General features: G+C 66.9%; 16 protein-coding genes and 1 pseudogene. 14 read left to right on the forward strand and 3 right to left on the reverse strand.

Annotated elements, in window-relative coordinates:
* Window positions 1-479 precede the first annotated feature (479 nt).
* A complete protein-coding gene (locus tag ACIOKD_RS24940; protein WP_402087946.1) occupies window positions 480-1910 on the forward strand; it encodes a DMT family transporter in 1431 nt (476 codons plus the stop codon).
* 70 nt (window positions 1911-1980) lie between these two features.
* On the opposite strand, the gene ACIOKD_RS24945 is transcribed toward ACIOKD_RS24940, so the two are convergent.
* Window positions 1981-2214 (reverse strand): hypothetical protein, encoded by a 234-nt coding sequence (locus tag ACIOKD_RS24945; RefSeq protein WP_402087949.1) that lies wholly within the window; start codon window positions 2212-2214, stop codon window positions 1981-1983.
* A gap of 90 nt (window positions 2215-2304) precedes the next feature.
* Here ACIOKD_RS24945 and ACIOKD_RS24950 point away from each other — a divergent pair, with 90 nt between their 5' ends.
* The 8 genes and pseudogenes from ACIOKD_RS24950 to ACIOKD_RS24985 all read left to right on the forward strand — a co-directional run bounded on the left by ACIOKD_RS24950 (window position 2305) and on the right by ACIOKD_RS24985 (window position 9601).
* Window positions 2305-2664 (forward strand): hypothetical protein, encoded by a 360-nt coding sequence (locus ACIOKD_RS24950; RefSeq protein ID WP_402087951.1) that lies wholly within the window; start codon window positions 2305-2307, stop codon window positions 2662-2664.
* A gap of 141 nt (window positions 2665-2805) precedes the next feature.
* Window positions 2806-3099 (forward strand): annotated as a pseudogene (locus ACIOKD_RS24955) (helix-turn-helix domain-containing protein); the annotation flags it as partial.
* Between the two features lie 465 nt (window positions 3100-3564).
* Window positions 3565-4140 carry a hypothetical protein gene (locus ACIOKD_RS24960; protein ID WP_402087953.1) on the forward strand — a complete coding sequence of 192 codons (576 nt, stop codon included), beginning with the start codon at window positions 3565-3567 and terminating at the stop codon, window positions 4138-4140.
* Window positions 4137-4397, forward strand: a complete 261-nt coding sequence (locus tag ACIOKD_RS24965) for a hypothetical protein (protein WP_402087956.1) — start codon at window positions 4137-4139, stop codon at window positions 4395-4397. The genes ACIOKD_RS24960 and ACIOKD_RS24965 overlap by 4 nt, the downstream gene beginning before the upstream one ends.
* A 112-nt stretch (window positions 4398-4509) precedes the next feature.
* A complete protein-coding gene (locus ACIOKD_RS24970; protein WP_402087958.1) occupies window positions 4510-5241 on the forward strand; it encodes a response regulator transcription factor in 732 nt (243 codons plus the stop codon).
* 216 nt (window positions 5242-5457) lie between these two features.
* Window positions 5458-6699, forward strand: a complete 1242-nt coding sequence (locus ACIOKD_RS24975) for an enolase C-terminal domain-like protein (RefSeq protein WP_402087963.1) — start codon at window positions 5458-5460, stop codon at window positions 6697-6699.
* Between the two features lie 59 nt (window positions 6700-6758).
* On the forward strand, window positions 6759-8039 hold the full coding sequence (locus ACIOKD_RS24980; RefSeq protein ID WP_402087966.1) for a hypothetical protein: 1281 nt from the start codon (window positions 6759-6761) through the stop codon (window positions 8037-8039).
* A gap of 95 nt (window positions 8040-8134) precedes the next feature.
* Complete coding sequence (locus ACIOKD_RS24985; RefSeq protein ID WP_402087969.1) at window positions 8135-9601, forward strand: arabinose isomerase; 1467 nt, start codon at window positions 8135-8137, stop codon at window positions 9599-9601.
* Between the two features lie 79 nt (window positions 9602-9680).
* Here the strand turns inward: ACIOKD_RS24985 and ACIOKD_RS24990 are convergent, their stop codons facing one another.
* Window positions 9681-11237, reverse strand: coding sequence for a glycosyl hydrolase family 28 protein (locus ACIOKD_RS24990; protein ID WP_402087972.1), 1557 nt, complete (start codon window positions 11235-11237; stop codon window positions 9681-9683).
* A 436-nt stretch (window positions 11238-11673) separates the two neighbouring features.
* Between ACIOKD_RS24990 and ACIOKD_RS24995 the strand changes: the two genes are divergently transcribed.
* The 5 genes from ACIOKD_RS24995 to ACIOKD_RS25015 all read left to right on the forward strand — a co-directional run bounded on the left by ACIOKD_RS24995 (window position 11674) and on the right by ACIOKD_RS25015 (window position 16837).
* Window positions 11674-13023: an extracellular solute-binding protein gene (locus ACIOKD_RS24995; RefSeq protein WP_402087974.1), complete on the forward strand. Its 1350-nt coding sequence runs from the start codon at window positions 11674-11676 to the stop codon at window positions 13021-13023.
* On the forward strand, window positions 13020-13958 hold the full coding sequence (locus ACIOKD_RS25000) for a carbohydrate ABC transporter permease (RefSeq protein ID WP_402087977.1): 939 nt from the start codon (window positions 13020-13022) through the stop codon (window positions 13956-13958). Before ACIOKD_RS24995 ends, ACIOKD_RS25000 begins: the two co-directional genes overlap by 4 nt.
* Entirely contained in the window at window positions 13955-14878 is a 924-nt protein-coding gene (locus tag ACIOKD_RS25005; protein ID WP_402087980.1) for a carbohydrate ABC transporter permease, read from the forward strand. Before ACIOKD_RS25000 ends, ACIOKD_RS25005 begins: the two co-directional genes overlap by 4 nt.
* Window positions 14879-14888: 10 nt before the next feature.
* Window positions 14889-15797 carry a 5-dehydro-4-deoxyglucarate dehydratase gene (locus ACIOKD_RS25010; protein ID WP_402087982.1) on the forward strand — a complete coding sequence of 303 codons (909 nt, stop codon included), beginning with the start codon at window positions 14889-14891 and terminating at the stop codon, window positions 15795-15797.
* A gap of 65 nt (window positions 15798-15862) precedes the next feature.
* Window positions 15863-16837: an acetylxylan esterase gene (locus ACIOKD_RS25015; protein WP_402087985.1), complete on the forward strand. Its 975-nt coding sequence runs from the start codon at window positions 15863-15865 to the stop codon at window positions 16835-16837.
* 61 nt (window positions 16838-16898) lie between these two features.
* Here the strand turns inward: ACIOKD_RS25015 and ACIOKD_RS25020 are convergent, their stop codons facing one another.
* Window positions 16899-17672, reverse strand: a complete 774-nt coding sequence (locus ACIOKD_RS25020; RefSeq protein ID WP_402087987.1) for an SDR family NAD(P)-dependent oxidoreductase — start codon at window positions 17670-17672, stop codon at window positions 16899-16901.
* Window positions 17673-17851 lie beyond the last annotated feature (179 nt).

Raw genomic sequence — 17851 nt, forward strand, 5'->3', positions numbered from 1 at the left:
TATGGCGCACTTCATGTCCGTCATGATCTCTCCTGTTGTGTGACCCTGATCGCCCTCTGTGCCCGGTTGCGATGCGCATCGTGTCGGAGTCGATGCTGTCACGGGTCCACTCCTCGGACGTCGGGCTTTTCGGTAAAGAATACGATCGTGAAGATGGTGGAAAATGTTCCCCTTTCTGCAATGAACCGGTAGAGACAACCGTGGGCGGTATGGCGGGTATCGCGCCGGCTCGCTCGGCCGTCTGCCGCATGGCCGGGACTGCTGTGGATCCCCCTGGAGCGCGGCCGGGTTCACTGTCGAGGCGATCTGCGACGTCCCGCCCCGACCCCGCAGAGCGCGTCCCGGTCCTGGACTTCCGCGCCATGAAATCTATGGACGAGGCACTCGTATTCCGTCACGTATCCAACCTATCCGTTCTGCCATCAGTCACCCGTCAGCCCTCATCATTTGTCAGTCGCTATTAAGGGTTACGCATTTCCATGCGCGCGAAGCTTGACTCTCTTTCTGTGGCGGCAGTCACCGTCACCGTGATCGCATTCTCGGCCACAGCGCCATTGACCGCATTTGCTGCCGCTCCCGCCCTCACGTTGGCCTTCGGCCGCAATGCTCTGGGGTTGTTAACTCTGGGTCCGATATTTATGCTGGTCCGCCGCGGAGAGATGCGCCGGATATTTCAGGGAAAGCGCGCCGTCTTCCGAAAGGAGCAACGGAGGGCCGTCTGGTTCAGCTTTTTCGCGGGAACTGCCCTGGCCGCCCACTTCGTGACATTCATGAGCGGTACGCGGATGACGAGCGTCGCCATGGCCACCGCCCTGGTCGCCACGCAGCCGGTATGGCAGGCCGTCATCGCGACCATGCAGAAGCGGAAGCTGGCTCCTACGGCATGGATCGGGCTTGGGATCTCGGTGGCGGGTGCCGCGGTCGCGAGCGGTGCGGATGTGCGGACAGGCTCCACCGCCGTCATAGGTGACCTGCTCGCTCTGGCCGGCGCGGTGGCACTCGCGGTCTACACGGCACTCAGCGAGAAGGCCCGGCCCCACGTCAGTACCCCGATGTACTCGGTTCTGTGCTTCTTCGTGTGCACGGTGGAGCTTCTTCTCCTCTGCCTGGTGACGGGAACCCCGGCCGTCTCCTTCACCGGCAACACCTGGATCGCGCTGCTGGGTCTGCTCATCTTTCCCCAACTCCTGGGGCTGTTCTCGCTCAACTTCGCCCTCGGTAGGGCACCGGCAACCGCTGTGAGCGTGATGCTCCTGCTGGAGGCACCGGTGGCCGCACTGATCGCGTGGCTGTGGCTCGACCAGCTTCCCGCCGGGCTCGCGTGGCCGGGACTTCTCATGATCATGATGGGGGTCGCGGTCGTCGTGGTCGGCGACGCGCGTCAACCGGATGCGGCCGCAGGGGACATGGGAGGGACGGGCGTCCCTCTCACACTGCCGCAGCATGCACTGCTCACTCCGGATTCAGCGTCGGCGGGCGATGTTCATTCCTTGCTCTGGCGTGAGGCGCGAGAGGGCAGATTCGAGGAAGTCGAGGCGCGCATAGCGAAGTTGGAGGTCGCGTCCATTCGCACCCATGGTGCGAAGTCTTCAGAGGCGACCCATTGGATAGAGGTGCGTGCGGTCGTGGCGCGGATCGCCGGGAAACACAGCCTCGCCGCACGGCTCTGGCTCAGTGCGGCCCGTTTCCATGCCTCCAGCTCCCTCTCGGACCCGGTGAAGGTACGGGCCTGCCTCGATCAGGCCCTTCATGAGTGGGGAAACGAAAAGGCCAATGACGCCATCGGAGCCCTGGCGCCCGCTCTGCGCGACATGCTGGCCAGGTACCCGGATCATCGTCCGGAGGCGCTGAACGCCATCGATGAACGTCTGCGCAGGCGGGGCCTGGAAGCCGCGGTCAACTCTTGCTAGTGCCGTATCCAGCAACGTAGGCCCTGTTCGGCCGTGGGGAGGTGTCGCCTGGTAGCGTCGTTCCTTTCGGTCAGGGCAACCTGCTGGAGTTTCGACGGGATGTCTTGTGACTCTTCCAGATGCCGATGTCCTCGCCGCTGCGGTGGCCCGGGTCGCGAAAGTCTTCGGCGGCATGACGGCCCGAGTGGACGAGACCGGCTGTGGCCGGTGCTTCGATGCGGGCGAGGTTGGGCTGCTGCGGACTCCCGATGTCCCAGTCCCAGCGGATCTTGTCCGCCGCGTAGCTCAGAAGGATCCTTCCCACTGGGACGACCAGCCTGCGATCATCAGACGGGTTTTGCCGGAGCTCGTCGTGATCCTGGCTGAGGGGGCCGGGGAGCGCGAGTCTGCCCTCATGGCTCGGGGACTGGCTGCGGCAGCCTGGCCGCAGTGGCCCTGCCAGCAGGCCCAGGCCGTCGCGGGTTTCCTGGACGCGTGGTGGACCGAGACCCTGCGGACGAAGTCTCCGCCGACCTTGGTATCCGAGGTATTCGAGAGTTGCGTGACGGCGGGGTCCTCGGTCGCTCCGTGGCTGGCCCGCTGGGAGATGGAGAAGGGCCCGATCGCCCGTCAGCACCTGGACGAGAGCGTCTACTGGTGGCGGGAGGAGCTGGATTCGGGCGACTCGCCTTTCTCCTGGTGGTGGGGCGCGGAGGCAGAGGGGCGGGCCGCCTGGCAGGAGGTGAGGCTCTGGCTGGCTGGTCAAGACTGGTAGTCGTGTTGAGTAAGAGCTGCGGCCTGCCTGGCATGCGGACATGACCGCCCAGTGCCGCATCAGGCAATGTTGCCCGGTCGTGATGTGACGCGCCCCTCGGGTCCGGTTCCGGGCGCCGGGTGGCCGTCAGGCTTTGTGCGGGTGGCAGAACGAGTACGTGGCCGCAGGATCGATGACGATGAAGGCAGACGCCTGCTGCGGATCATCAGCAGGGGCACCGGGTCGGTGGTGATCTGGCGTCGAGCTCAGATGGTCCTGCTGTCCGCTCGGGGCATGCCGGTGGCGAGGATCGCCGAGGTGTCGTTCACCAGCGACGACCGGGCCCGGAACGTGATCCACAACTTCAACGCTGACGGCTTCGCCTCGCTCTACCCGAAGTACAAGGGCGGACGGCCGAAGACGTTCAGACTGCCCGAGCGCCGCGAGATCAAGAAGACCGACGCGGCCGAACTCAAGGAGATCCGGACCGCCTGCCCCGAACTCGACGCCGCCGCACGCCACGTCCGCGACTTCGCCACCATGATGCGCGACCACCGCAGCGACCTCCTGCCCGGCTGGCTGGACCGGGTCCTCGCGGACGATCTGCCTGTCCTGCACTCCCTCGTCAACGGCCTGCGCCGCGACATCGACGCCGTCACCGCGGCCTTTCCACTTCCTGGAGCTAAGGCCAGGTCGAGGGCCACGTGACACGTGTCAAACTCCTCAAGCGCATGGGATTTGGCCGGGCCAACCTCGATCTCCTCCGCAGACGCGTACTTCACAGCCCGTGATCCTGCCGATATCTCAAGATCGTCGACAGAGCCCGAACCTCCCCACCCGGCATAGGGTCTGCGGTGACCGCCCTGTCATGCTGATCGGCCGCCAGGGCGGAACGGTCTCTGGAAAAGAAGAGAAGACACGATGCGAATTCCATGGCGCCGACGGCCGGCCGGGCGGTCTCGGCGACTGCTTGATGTTGCAGGGATCAGGCCCGGATCGACAGATGACGGCAACGACCAGATCGTCGGTCGAGAGGTTGCCTATCGAGTCGCCCAGCGCAACTCCGGCGCGATCGCTGAGGTTCTGGCGATCGTGGAGGAACTGCTCGAGGACGAGCAGAACTACGAGTTCGTCGTCTCACTGCTGGAGAACATCCAGAACCTTGTGTCGCACGGTCTCGACATGTTCTGGTCGCCCGACGAGATGTATACCCTGCTAGGCCCCCGCAGTGCAGCCTGCTGGGGCACCCTGACCGGCTTCTGGACCGCAGTGGCCGATTGGTGCGCCCGTACCGGCCTGCCGTTGGAGCCGGTCGAACCGCTTCTCACCATCCAAAACGAGCAACTGAAGGTGCTGCTGTGGACAGGGAACCGGACCCTGTCCACTGGGGAGAAGCTCGGGCTCGCACAGGCAGTCCGTTACGAGAAGGCCAGCGGAGCGTCCATACCCAGCTACAGCCACATCGCGGTGGCACTGCGCAGTACCGGACAACAATGATCCTGCTCAGCGGGCTCGATCGGCAGACTTCACAAGATCCTCGCCAGAGCCGCATTTCCCACGGCAGTGGCTACCGGGCGGTGTTCACCACCGGCGCGGTGGCCGGCGGTGCCGTGCTCGTCCTGTTGGGCGCCCACGCCTTCGTCGTACGCCGAAGGGCGGTCCGACGGTCCCTGGACGCCCGGTCCGTCCTCCTGCCGGGTCCAGCCGCCAAGGACGCGAAGACAGATCCCACCACAGCGGACGCGGAATTCTGAACAGAGAATGACCTGGTATTGAACACCGGGCCGGGCCCAGGTTGACGACGTACACGCCCACCGCAACCCATGCCGAGACCCGTCCGGACGGCATAGAGAACCGGAACCGCCCATGCGCCCCTCGGCCAGCGACATGACGACGCCGAGGCGCATGTACGAGACCGGGGAACCCGCGGCGTCCAACGAGGCCGGGCCCACGAAGACGGGACGCGTGGGCGTGCCGGTGCTGCCCCTGTGGGAGCCGATACCCGTACGTATCGAGGCGCCCGATCCCCTCTCGCAGGCGGGAGCCGTCGCCCAACTGGGCCGCCACAACGCGATCGAACTGATCGACAATCACTCGACGCGGTCCGGCACCGTGGTGGTCGTGCTTGCCGATGGGGTGCGCGAGACCACCCTAGTGCGACTGCGCAGCCTCGTCCGGACGGACGGCGTCCGGCTGGTCCTCGTGGTCGATGAAGTGCGGGACGAACACCACGCGGCACTCATCGCATGCGGTCTCCACGCGGTTGTTCTGCGCAGCGAGGCGACCGAAGGGAGACTGCTGCGCGCGGTGCTCGCAGCTGCCCGGGACAAGAACGACCTGCCTGCCGACCTGAGAGGGATTCAGGCCGGGCGGGTGAGCACCTGTGATCAAGGCGGCCCGGCCCGGAGCCTGCTCACCGGTCGTGAGGTGGAGGTGCTGAGCCTGTTCGCCGAGGGAATGAGCACGCTGGACGTTGCCGCAGGGCTCGGATGCTCGGAACGGACGGTCAAGAACATCCTCAGGGCCGTGACCACACGGCTTGGCCTGCGCAACCGGGTGCAGGCTGTCAGCTTCGCGCTGCGCCACGGATACATATAGGCGCGTGGAGACGTGGATGTGGTCCCTGCCGCAGTGCCACGAGGGGGAGCGGCGTCCAGTTGGACACTGCAGTTGTGCAGCCCCCTTGACGGCCGCGTTGAAACGTTTCTAACGTACCTCCCAGTCAACTCTTCCACATGAACAACAATCATGTACGTGAACAGTCGAGTGGCAGACAACGTTGTCACTCGTGGAGCGAGTCGAGCCGGAGAGCCCATGAAGGTCGTTGATGTCGTCATCACTCCCATTGCCTTCCGGGACCCTCCTCTGCTGAACAGCACCGGTGTCCATGAACCCCTGGTGCTGCGCTGCGTCGTCCAGCTGGTCCTTGAGAACGGCATCGTGGGTCTGGGTGAATGCCCGGGAGGCGCCGCCGAGACCGACCGGCTCCTGACGGCGGCCCGAGCGATCCAGGGCATGGACGTCTTCGCCACCACTGCGGCGCGCCGAGTGGTCCACCAGGCTCTGGGCGGTGCCGACGTACGTGTGGAGGAGCGGGACTCCGCCTGGGCCCCATTGGAGGTCGCGGCACTGGACGCGCAGGGAAAACTCGTCGGTCGGCCGGTGAGTGACCTCCTAGGGGGCGCGGTACGGGCAGCCGTGCCTTTCAGCGGGTACCTCTTCTACAAGTGGGCCGAACACCCGGCCCTGGACGGCAGCCCGGCCCGGCCGGATGTCTGGGGCCCCGCCCTCGACCCGGACGGCATCGTCGCCCAGGCACGACGCATGATCGACGGGTTCGGGTTCGGCTCGCTGAAACTCAAGGGCGGAGTCTTCCCGCCGGCGGACGAGGTCGCCGCGATCCACGCGCTGGCCCGCGCCTTTCCCGGGCTGCCCCTGCGTATCGACCCGAACGCGGCCTGGACGGTCGCCACCTCGCAGAACGTGGCGCGAGAGCTGGCCGGAGTCCTGGAGTACCTGGAGGATCCGGCACCCGGTATCGACGGCATGGCGCAGGTCGCGCGGTCCACCTCCATCCCGCTCGCCACCAACATGGTCGTATCGAACCTGGCCCACCTGCGTCCGGCGGTGCGTCAGGACGCCGTCCAAGTCCTGCTGCTCGACCACCACTTGTGGGGTGGTCTCCGGCGCAGCCGAGACCTGGCCATGCTGTGCGAGGCCTTCGGAATCGGCCTGTCGATGCACTCCAACTCCCATCTCGGCATCAGCCTGGCGGCCATGGTGCACCTGGCCGCCTCCGTACCCCAACTCGCGTACGCCTGCGACACGCACTATCCGTGGAACGCCGAGGACGACGTGGTCCGCCCCGGTGCCCTGCGTTTCGTCGACGGAGAGGTCCCCGTACCGGCCGGTCCGGGCCTCGGGGTCGAACTCGACGAGGACGTGCTCGCCCGGCTGCACCAGGCCTATCTGGACGCCGGCCGCGAACGCCGCGACGACACCGGCTACATGCGTCGCGTGGTGCCGGACTACGACGCCACGCTGCCCCGCTGGTGAGGTGCCACACCGTGGCCCCCTGAACGGGCCGACCCCGCCCGGCCGAAAGGAAACACTCCGTGCCCGCTCCCCGTACCCGTCTCGAAGCATGCCTGTGGCTGACACCCAAGGTCTTCGACGACCTCGACGACCCCCGGCCCGGCGTCGAGGAGTTCTTCGCCCACCACGCCGCCTGGTGCGAGGACCGCGACGTCACCGTGGTCTTCTGCGCGGGAAACGGCGACCACATCCTGAACTACACGGGTCGGCGCCACGAGACCTTCGACTGGGCGCGCTACAACTGCTATGCCGCCGAGACGCACCCCACGGGCCCGGCGGCCCTCACCCGCCGGCACAACGCGGACTGGCTGGCGCGTGTTCGTGAGGGAGGAGAGCGTTCGGCCAACCCCTATTCCGCCGGACCCATGTTCACCCTGTCCGAACAACCCCTGGACTATCACCGTCTCGCGGGCATCTACCGGGCACTGCGTGAGGGAGCGGAGCGGCACGGCGTCACACTGACCCTGCTCGAATACCTGGAACCCGGACCCGAGTTCTGCCGCAGCGAATGGAAGACGGTCCGGCACCCCGAGGTCTCCTCCGCGGCCGCCGACGCGGGCGGTCACCTGGTGCCCGGCGTCGTCGACGTCACTCTTCCGCTGGCCGCCGACGAGCGCCCGTACCGCGCCTTTCCGCAGGGTGTGCCGGAGGGCATGCCGGCCGGCGACTTCGTGGCCGCCCAGACAGCCGCCTTCGTCGAGGACTTCGAGCTCGACGGGGTGATGCTGGGGAACCAGTTCGGTCTGGTCGGTTTCTGGCACCCGGACAACGCACCGGCGCTCACCCCCGAACGTACCGCGGGCATCGAGCGCTTCTTCCGGCAGATGCGGGAGAAGATGGGCCGTCGGCAGGTCTACTGGATGGACACCTACTGGCGGACCGACGTCGAGAAGAGCGCCTGGGGAATGACGGACGCCTGCTACGCCACCCTCGACGCCGTCCTCGTGTCCACCTTCGCCGTGCTGGTTGAACGCACCGAGATCGTGCCGAACCTGCTGAGCAAGTCGGCCCTCGCGGCGAACTCGGGCCCGCGCACCCTCTTCGGCCTCGACTTCGTCGACCCCTGGTACTGGTACCGCACTCATCTCGACGACCGGCGCACCTACCAGTACCAGCGCGAGATTCTGCTCCAGCAGGCGGCCCACATCGACGGCGTCTCCTTCTTCGCCAACGACACCTTCGGCCACTACGTGCCCCGGGTGCCGCTCGACGACACCCTCCGGGACGTGCGGGGCGCCGACGCCGCCTCGCCACCGCGGGCGGCCTCGGCCCGACCACGCAGCACGCCGACCGGCAGCTGACCCCGCCCCGCCTCCCGCCTTGTCTCCTCCCCGGCCCGCCGGTCGGCGAAGGGCCTCGCCGATCCTTGACTCGCCCGTCTCTGAAGGGACGCAGCATGAGCGACACCGCAGCCACCCATTCCCCCAGCAGCACACCGGGCCGTTTCAGCCGTCCGCGTACCCGGGTGGGGCTCGTCTCCGGCGGGCTCGGGGCCTACTGGCCTCAGTTCCCCGGGCTCCTCGACCAACTGCGCGAGTCCGCCGACTTCGTCAGCGAGCGATTCAGGAACATGGGCTGTGACGTCGTCGACGCGGGATTCATCTCCGACCCCCAGGACGCGGCCCGAGCCGCGGAGAAACTGCGCGTGTCGGACTGCGATCTGGTGGTCACCTTCCTGACCACCTATCTGACCGCGTCCATGGTCCTGCCGATAGCCCAGCGCACCCAGGCACCGGTCCTGGTGATCGACCTGCAGCCCACCAAGGCCATGGACCACGCCAACACTAATACCGGCAAGTGGCTCGCCTACTGCGGACAGTGCCCGCTGCCGGAGATCGCCAATGTCTTCCGCCGCAGCAACATCCCGTTCCGTTCCGTATCGGGACACCTCCACGACGACAACGCCTGGGCCCGCATCGGGCGTTGGATCTCGGCGGCCTCCGTCCGCAAGGTGCTGCGCCACGGGCGGCACGGCCTGATGGGGCATCTCTATCCGGGCATGCTCGACGTCTCCACGGACATGACCCTGGTCTCCGCCCAGCTGGGCGGACACATGGAGGTACTCGAATTCGACGACCTCCGCGTCAGGACCGCCGCGGTCGAGGACAAGGAAGCCGCCGACCGCGCGGCCCTGGCACGCGACGTCTTCACGCTGGACGCCTCGGTCGAAGATGACGACCTGCTGTGGGCGGCGCGAGTCTCGGTCGGACTGGACCGGCTCGTCGACGACTTCGCCCTGGACAGCGTGGCCTACTACCACCGAGGCCTGGAGGGTGAGGTCCACGAGAGACTCGGCGCCGGCATGATCCTCGGGGCGTCGCTGCTGACCGCACGCGGCGTACCCATGGCCGGGGAGTACGAGCTTCGCACCAGCCTGGCCATGCTCGTCGCCGACACCCTGGGCGCGGGCGGCTCGTTCACGGAACTGCAGGCCCTGAACTTCGACGACCGCGTCGTGGAGATGGGCCACGACGGGCCCGCTCATCTGGCCATCAGTTCGCGGGAGCCGCTTCTGCGAGGGCTCGGCGTGTACCACGGCAAGCGGGGCTGGGGCGTCAGTGTGGAGTTCGATGTGAAGCACGGGCCCGTGACGGCGTTCGGACTGGGCCAGGAGGCCGACGGCACCTTCGTGTTCGTGGCCTCGGAGGGAGTCGTCGTGCCCGGCCCGCTGCTGGAGATCGGCAACACGACGTCACGGGTGGACTTCGGGTTCGACCCGGGGGAGTGGACGGATGCCTGGGCGGCCACCGGCATCGGCCACCACTGGACCCTGTGCACCGGACACCGGGCCAAGGACCTGAGGGCCTGCGCGGACCTGCTGGGCCTGCCCTTCCGCACGGTCACGCAGGCCAACGTCCTGTAGTGGAACGCTTGGCGGAGAGAGGTGCCGGCCCGGGGCGCTGAAGCGGATCCGGACCGACACGGCTCAGGGCATCAGGGGCTCAGGGCTGGATCGTGAGCGTGTCGTAGTCGGACAGGTTGGTGAGGTTCACTTGGGCCAGGGTCGTTGCTGAGGCGCTGCTGCCGGGCATCACCACGTTGCGCAGAGCGACGTTGCCGACGGGGGCACCGGGCTGGCCGTTGATGCGGGCGGGTGTGGTACCGGCGTTGCGAATACGGATGTTCGACAGGGTCACATCGCGGATCGGTCCCACTCCCAGGGTGTTGCCGGTCCAAAGGGCCAGCCAAGTGCGGTTGTTGTCGTTGCTGTAGCTCAGGTTCTCGATGTCGATGTTCTCGAACCGCACGTTGCTCGTCGCCGCGGAGCCGTACTTGTGGTGGATGCCGATGCCCACCGCCGCGTCGTGGACCACGACGTTCTTGAACACGACGCCGTCCTGGGCCTGGATGACACCTTGGCCGACCTTGACGCCATAGCAATACGTCCAGGAGACGAGGTCGTCGAACACGACGTCCGACAAGGGCCGTGGCGCTCCCGGCACACGGCGGAAGAGGTCGACGTCGCTGTTCCACGTCTTGGTGCTGAAGGGGTCGTCCAGTCCGATGCCGATGGCATGGGTGACACGAACGTTGCTGGACTCCATGACGTCGATGCCGTCGTTCTCGCCCATGTCGAAGCGGTTGAACATCTTGATGTTCGTGAAGCGCATGTCGGTTGACCGGGTCGGCATGATCGCCCAGCTGCTCGACTCGCGGAAGGTGATGCCGTCGACCCGGAAGTTCGTGGTGTAGATCGGTGTCAGCAGGTTCACACCGAGGTTGTCGGGTGCGAGGGCTGCCTGGCCGTTGCCGTCGATGACACCGCGTCCCTGGATCGAGATGTTCTTGGACGAGTAACGCGTGGAGAGGAACCAGGTGACGTCGCGCTGCTGCGAGTCCTTGTGCCAGTGCACGTCATAGTGCTCACGTTCGCCCGTGTAGCGCAGTACCGCTCCCGGCTCCAGATACAAGGAGAGATCGCTCCGCAGATAGAGGTTGCCCAATGTGTATACGCCCGGCGGCACGTAGACGGTGCCCTGGGTGCCATGGGCCGATCCCCAGGCCGCGGCGTCGTTGAGAGCTGTTTGAAAAGCTGTCGTCGAGTAGTCCGAACCGGGCTGTGCCGCATAGGGAGCGCTGCGCACGTTGAACACGCCGTTGCCCGAAGAGGCAGGCCGGTCCGTCTCGGCCGGGTCGATGGCTATGACCAGCTTGGGTCGGCCGTCGAGCTTGACGATGAGGTACTCGTCCTGGTGGACGGTGAACCTGAGGGTGGACCCGCTGACGATGCCGGTGAGGCCGAGCTTGACCGGACTGATGGAGTACGAGCCGATGTCGGTGTTGTTGATTTTCGTGAGGGCGAGGTCGGCCTGTCCGGTGCCGATCGCGAACTGGGCGATGTCGTAGCCGGTATACCGCGTCACCGGCACGTTGAGCCCATTGGTGGTGAGCGTGTAGTCGGCCGAGGCCTGGTAGATCGACGGAACAGGATAGACCTGCACGTCAGCGGGGGCGGCCTGTGAGACGGCGGGCAGGGCGACGACGGACGTCAGAGCCATGAGCAGGGTGGTGAGGGCGAGCGTGAAGAGCTGCCCTCGACCGCGGGGGGCGGGGCGCCTTCTCTTTTCGAATCGTTTCAACACAGGTGAGTCCGATCCCTCCAGGTCAGGCCTCGATGAGGCATGGGGGAAGCCGGGGAACGTGCGTGCCGTCATGAGGGAGGCGTGCGGCATCCGGCGGGTGATGGCGCGCCACGCTAGCGGATGAAATCGTGTATGTGAACGGACTTCACGAATATGTCAGAGTGTTTACGCGTCCCGATCTGGGACTTTCCCTTTCGGGCAACCCGAGCGAGACGTCAATTTCTCGAAAGCTGCTGGTGGGAGCGCTCCATCCTCATATGCAGACAACGTTGTCAACATAATCAAACAACTGGCGCGCGCTTGTTGACCGTGCCGACGGGGCGTACCTAAAGTGCGCTCATCGTTCACAAACGTGAAACGATTCATGTACATGGACGGAGTCGCCATGCGAACCGCTTCTTCTCGTGCCCCTCTCGCTCTGCTGACCTTGTCGGGCCTGCTCGCCACGCTCACCGCGTGCGGGGGCGGCGACGTCGGCTCGTCCAGCGCCGACGCCCCTCTTGAGGTGTGGACCCGCAGCGCGCCCGAGCCGGCCGCCACGTACAAGAAGGTCTTCGCCGCCTTCACCAAGAAGACGGGCATCAAGGTCGACTATCAGCCCGTGCTGGAGTTCGACAAGCAGCTCCAGGCGCGCGCCTCGTCCAAGGACCTGCCCGATGTCTTCATCAACGACTCCTCGTCGCTGGGCACTTACCAGTCGCAGGGCCTGCTCACGCCCATCGACCGCGAGTCGGTCGCCGGGGCCAAGAGCATCTCCGACGTCAACTGGAACTACGCCCGCGGCATCGACGGCAAGACCTACGGAGTGCCCTTCTCCCGGCAGGCCTTCAACACCTACATCCGCAAGGACTGGCTGAAGAAGCTCGGCCTCCAGGCACCCACGACCTGGGACGAACTGACGAAGACCGCCACCGCCTTCGCCACGAAGGACCCCGACGGCAACGGCAAGGACGACACGTACGGCATGGTCGTCCCCGGTTCCACCGAGCGCGGCTACCTCGCCTGGTGGGCCGCCTCCTACATCTGGCAGGGCGGCGGCGACTTCATCAAGAAGACGGGCGACGGCAAGTACGAGAGCGTCATCGACTCCGCCGGTACCGCCCGTGCGGTGAAGTGGATCAAGACGCAGTTCTGCACCAAGGGCAACGTCCAGCCCGGCGCGCTCACCTCGACCACCTCCAACGCCCCGCACTTCGGCGAGGGCACCGCCGGCATCTACCTCACCGGCCCGTACATGATCTCCGGCTTCGACCAGCAACTGGGCAAGGACAAGTACGAGATCATCCCCACCCCGAAGGGGCCCGCCGGCACCACCACGCTGGCCGAGGGCGAGAACATCTACCTCGGGGCCGGCTCCAAGAAGACCGACGCCCAGAAGGAGCTGGCCGAGTTCCTGATCACGCCCGAGGCACAGAAGACCGCGATGGAGAGCGCCACCCAGCCCGTGGTGCGCATCCCCGTGAACACGACGCTCAACGCGGCCGAGGTCCGCGGCGACGACCGCTGGCAGACCGTGCAGACGCAGTACGACGACGACTCCCGCGCCTTCCCCCTCGACATCGACTTCACCGCCGTGAAGCAGACCGCGGCCGAAGGACTCAACAAGATCGTCGCCAGCTGTGACAGCGACAACATCGCCTCCGGTCTCAAGGACCTGGACAAGGACATCAGCAGCGAGCTCGAAGCACAGGACCTGACGTGAGCGCACCAGTGATCGACCGGCCGCACACAAGGGCGGCCGAGCCCGAAAAACGGCGGCGGATCCACCCGCGAACCTGGCGGCGAGGCGCACTGCCCTGGCTCTTCGTCGCCCCCGCTCTCCTGCTGGCCGTGTACTTCAAGTTCATCCCGATGTTCAAGGGCATCAGGATGAGCCTGTACGACGTACAGCCGTTCCTCGGAGACCAGTGGGTCGGGTTCGACAACTACCAGAAGGTGCTGGAGGACGAGCGCTTCCGGGAGGCGATCGGGCACACCCTGGTGCTGGGCGCCGGCCAGACACTCGGCGCCATCGTCGTCGGATTCGCCCTCGCCCTGGTCCTGGAGGGCCAGAGCCGCACCCTGTGGTTCCTGCGCTCCGCCACCTTCCTGCCCGTGGTCACGGCCACCGCGGTGGTCGGCGAGATCTGGCGGCTGCTGTACTCACCGACCGCCGACGGGTTCGTCAACACCGTCCTCGGATACGTCGGCATCGGCCCCCTGCCCTTCCTGGACAGTCCCGACAGCGCCCTGTGGTCCGTGATGGCGGTCGGCACCTGGATGGGCGCCCCGTACAACATGGTCATCCTGTTGGCCGGCCTCGCCGGGGTCGACCGCTCGCTCTACGAGGCGGCCGCGATGGACGGGGCCTCCACCCTGCAACGGCTGCGGCACATCACCCTGCCCGCGCTGCGGCCGGCCATGACCATCGTCCTGACACTCGCGGCCATCCGCAGCCTGCGGACCTTCACCGAGGTGTACGTGCTCACCGGGGGCGGACCGGCCGGATCCACCGAGGTGTGGATGACGAGGGTCTTCTCGCTCGGCTTCGAACGCAACGACCTGGGCGTCGCCTCGGCCGCGTCCGTCGTGCTGCTCGCCGTGACCCTGCTGTTGACGCTCGGCGTCTCCCTTCTGCGGCGAAAGGCGGACCGATGACCGCGCCGACCACCGAGGCCATCAGGCCCACGTCCCGGTTCTCCCGGTCCCGTAAGGACAGTGGCCGCTTCGAGACGGCCCTGGGCTGGACGCCCCGGTTCGGCCCGGCCCTCGTCCTGCGGGTCGTCCTGTGCGCCCTGATCCTGTTCGTCTTCGCCGCGCCGTTCGTCATCATCCTCAGCGGCGCCTTCGACGCGGACGCCCGCTCGACATCGTTGTCGCTGTTCCCCGGCGACACCACGCTGCAGAACTTCCAGGTCGCCAACAGCCGCAACATCTGGGGCTACTTCACCAACTCCCTGGTCATCGCGGGAGGTGGACTCCTGCTGCAGATGACCGTGTCGGTGCTGGCCGCCTACGCGCTGGCCCGCCGCCGCTTCCGGGGCCAGGCACTGGTGATGTCGCTGTTCCTCCTCACGATGATGCTTCCCGAGGAGGTCATCGCCGTTCCGCTGTCGCTGGTGATCGGCGACCTGCCGGTACTGCACGTCAGCCTCAAGGGCACCATGCTCGGAGTGGTCCTTCCGGTCGGCATCTGGGGCTTCTCGATCCTGGTCATGACCGAGTTCATGCGGGAGATCCCCGCGGAGATCGAGGAAGCCGCCCGCCTCGACGGGGTGGGAGAGTTCCGCATGCTGTGGCAGATCGTCCTGCCCCTGTGCCGACCCGCACTCGGTGTCATCGGGATCTTCGGCTTCCTGATGATCTGGGACCAGTACCTACTGCCGCTGATCGTCGCCAACGACCCCGGCGACTACACCCTGACCGTCGCGCTGTCCGTGATGCGCACCGACCCGGTCGTGGGTCCGGGCGCACTGCTCGCGGGCGCCCTCATCGCGCTCGTTCCGAGCCTGACCGTCTACTTCTGCCTGCAGAGCTCCATGATCCGCGGAATCTCAGCGGGAGCGACCAAGGGATGAACACCCTCACATGAACCTCTCCGGAGTCCTCTTCTTCCCCCTCACCCTCACCCCCTTCGCCTCCGATGGGACCGTCGAGGAGGAGGCACTGGCCGCGCACGTCTGCCTGGGAGCGAGTGCCGGTGCCGGGGCCATTTTCGCGGCCTGCGGCACGGGCGAGTTCCACGCCCTCTCACCCGAGGAGATCGGAACCTGCGCGCGCGTCGCCGTCACGGCTGTCGGCGCCACCGTCCCGGTCGTGGCAGCAGCCGGCGGACCCCTGCCCCAAGTGCGGGAACAGACGCGTCACATCAGGGAGTCGGGGGCGGACGGTGTGCTCCTGCTTCCGCCCTACCTCGTCGACAGCACTCAGCACGGACTGGTCCGCTATGTCGAGGAAGCGGTCGCGGCGGCGGGCCTTCCCGTCATCGTGTACCAGCGGGCGAACGCCGCCTTCACCCCGCGAACGGCGCTGCTCCTCTCCCGGATTCCCGGTGTGATCGGGATCAAGGACGGATTCGGGAACCTGGAGCTGATGCACCGGACCGTCCGTACCGTGCGCTCCGAACAGGAGGACTTCCTGTTCTTCAACGGGCTGCCCACGGCGGAGATGACGATGCACGCCTACCGGGGGATCGGCGTGTCGCTCTATTCCTCGGCCGTCTTCTCCTTCGCGCCGGAGATCGCCGTCGCCTTCCACCGTGCCTTCACGTCCGGGCACACGGAGACCGAACACCTTCTGCTGGACGAGTTCTACGCACCACTGGTGGAGCTGCGCGACACCCGACCCGGTTACGCCGTCTCCCTGGTCAAGGCGGGCGCTCGGATACGCGGCCTGAAAACGGGCTCCGTGCGCGCGCCGCTCCTCGACCTGGCACCTGAAGACCTCGAACGTCTGGAGGAACTGCTGGACCACGGGCTGCGGTTGGTGGCTGCCTGAAGCCCGCGATCCACCGGAGTCCTCGTACCACCCGACATGACCTTCACGCAGAAAGACCGCACCCCGTGGCCCAGTTCGACATGCCCTTGGACCGACTGCGCGTCTACCGGCCGCAGGCGTCTGTCCCGGACGACTTCGACGCGTTTTGGAGCCGGACCCTGACCTCGGCGCGAGCCCACCCGCTCGACGCCCGCTTCGAACCCGAGAGGACGCCGCTGACCACGGTCGACGTCTTCGACGTGACGTTCGCGGGATACGACGGCCAACCGGTCAAGGCCTGGTTCGTCCTGCCGGCCGGAAGACGGGAACCCCTACCCCTGGTCGTGGAGTTCGTCGGGTACGGGGGTGGCCGGGGTCTGCCGCACAGCCATCTGCGTTACGCCTCACTGGGGTGTGCGCACCTGGTGATGGACACCCGCGGCCAGGGCAGCGGCTGGTCGGCGGGCGGTACCGCGGACCCCGTGGGCAGCGGCCCCGCACATCCCGGCTTCCTGACACGTGGGATCGAGAGCCCCGGCACCTACTACTACCGGCGGGTGATCGTGGACGCGGTGCGGGCGGTGGAGGCCGCGAGGTCACACCCGTTGGCCGATCCCACGCGCACGGCGGTGGTCGGAGTCAGCCAGGGCGGTGGTCTCGCCCTGGCTGTCGGTGGCCTCGTGGACGATGTGACGGCCGTCGCGCCCGACGTGCCCTTTCTCTGCGACTTCCCCAGGGCGATCCACTTGGTCGACCGGATTCCCTACCGTGAGGTCGCGACCTACCTGACGGTTCATCACAGTCGTACCGAGCAGGTGCTGCGGACGCTGTCCTACTTCGACGGAGTGCACTTCGCCGCCCGAGCCCGCGCGCAGGCCTTCTTCTCCGTCGCGCTCCAGGACCACACCTGCCCGCCGTCGTCGGTCTTCGCCGCGTTCAACTGCTACGGGGGCCAGGACAAGCACATCGAGATCTACCCGTTCAACGACCACGAAGGGGGCGGTCCGACGCACGAAGCAGCCCAGCTCGCCTGGCTTGCCGGGCGCCTCTGTCCTGCCTGAGACGGAAGCGGTCCCTGCCGTGGGCCGGGACACATCGGCTGGGCCGGTCCGGTTTTGGTACTCAACGCACCTGTACGGCTCCGCCGTTCACGGAAATGATCTGTCCCGTGATGAAGCGTGCGTCGTCGGAGACGAGGAACTTCAGCACGGGAGCCAGGTCGCCGGAGGGGTCTCCGAGCTTGCCTCCGAGGGGGATGACGTGGACCTGCTGCGCGTCGTGCGCGGCCAGTTCGTCGGGGCTCATGCGGGCACGGTAGTTCTCGTAGCCGTCGGTCCACATCATGGGGTTCACCGCGTTGACGCGGATGCCGTGTCCGCCCCACTCCGCCGCCAGGGTTCGGGTGAGGGAATGTACGGCTCCCTTGGCCGCGGAGTAGTGGGCGCCGTTGGGGTAGGGGACAAGGGCCACGTCGGAGGCGAAGTTGATGACGCAGCCGCCGTGCTCCTTGAGGTGAGGGAGCGCCGCCTGGGTGGTGAAGAACGTGCCCTTCGTGTTGACCGCGAAGACGTGGTCCCAGTCCTCCTCGCTCAGTGACTCGGCCGGGGCGTGCATTTCGACGCCCGCCACGTTCACGAGGGCGTCCAGGCCGCCCAGCGCCCGGACGGCCAGATCGAGTGTCTGCCGTGTGCCGGCGACATCGGAGACGTCCGCCCGGTAGTAGGTCGCGGTACCGGGCCCCTCCGCCGAGACCTTTTCCGCGAGTCGGCGGCCGGGCTCCTCGCTGATTCCGAGCACGGCCACCTGGGCCCCGGCTTCGGTAAAGGCTGCTATGGCGGCTGCGGAAATACCCCGCGAGCCGCCCGTCACGATGATGCGCTTACCTGTGACAGTCACGAAAGATCCTCTGCGAACATGCTCGGCCGCCCCCTTCACGGGCGTGGCCCTTACCCTGTCGATGATCCGCGGCCGGGTGACCGTCGACCAGACCAGACGCTGTTCATTTGGCTGTCACCCGCAGGGGGGGACCGAGCCCGCGGTGTGGATGTGACTGGGACGAGGTGTGAGCGGGGCGG

Origin of the sequence: Streptomyces sp. NPDC087844, from assembly GCF_044742785.1 — a bacterium.
GTDB lineage: Bacteria > Actinomycetota > Actinomycetes > Streptomycetales > Streptomycetaceae > Streptomyces.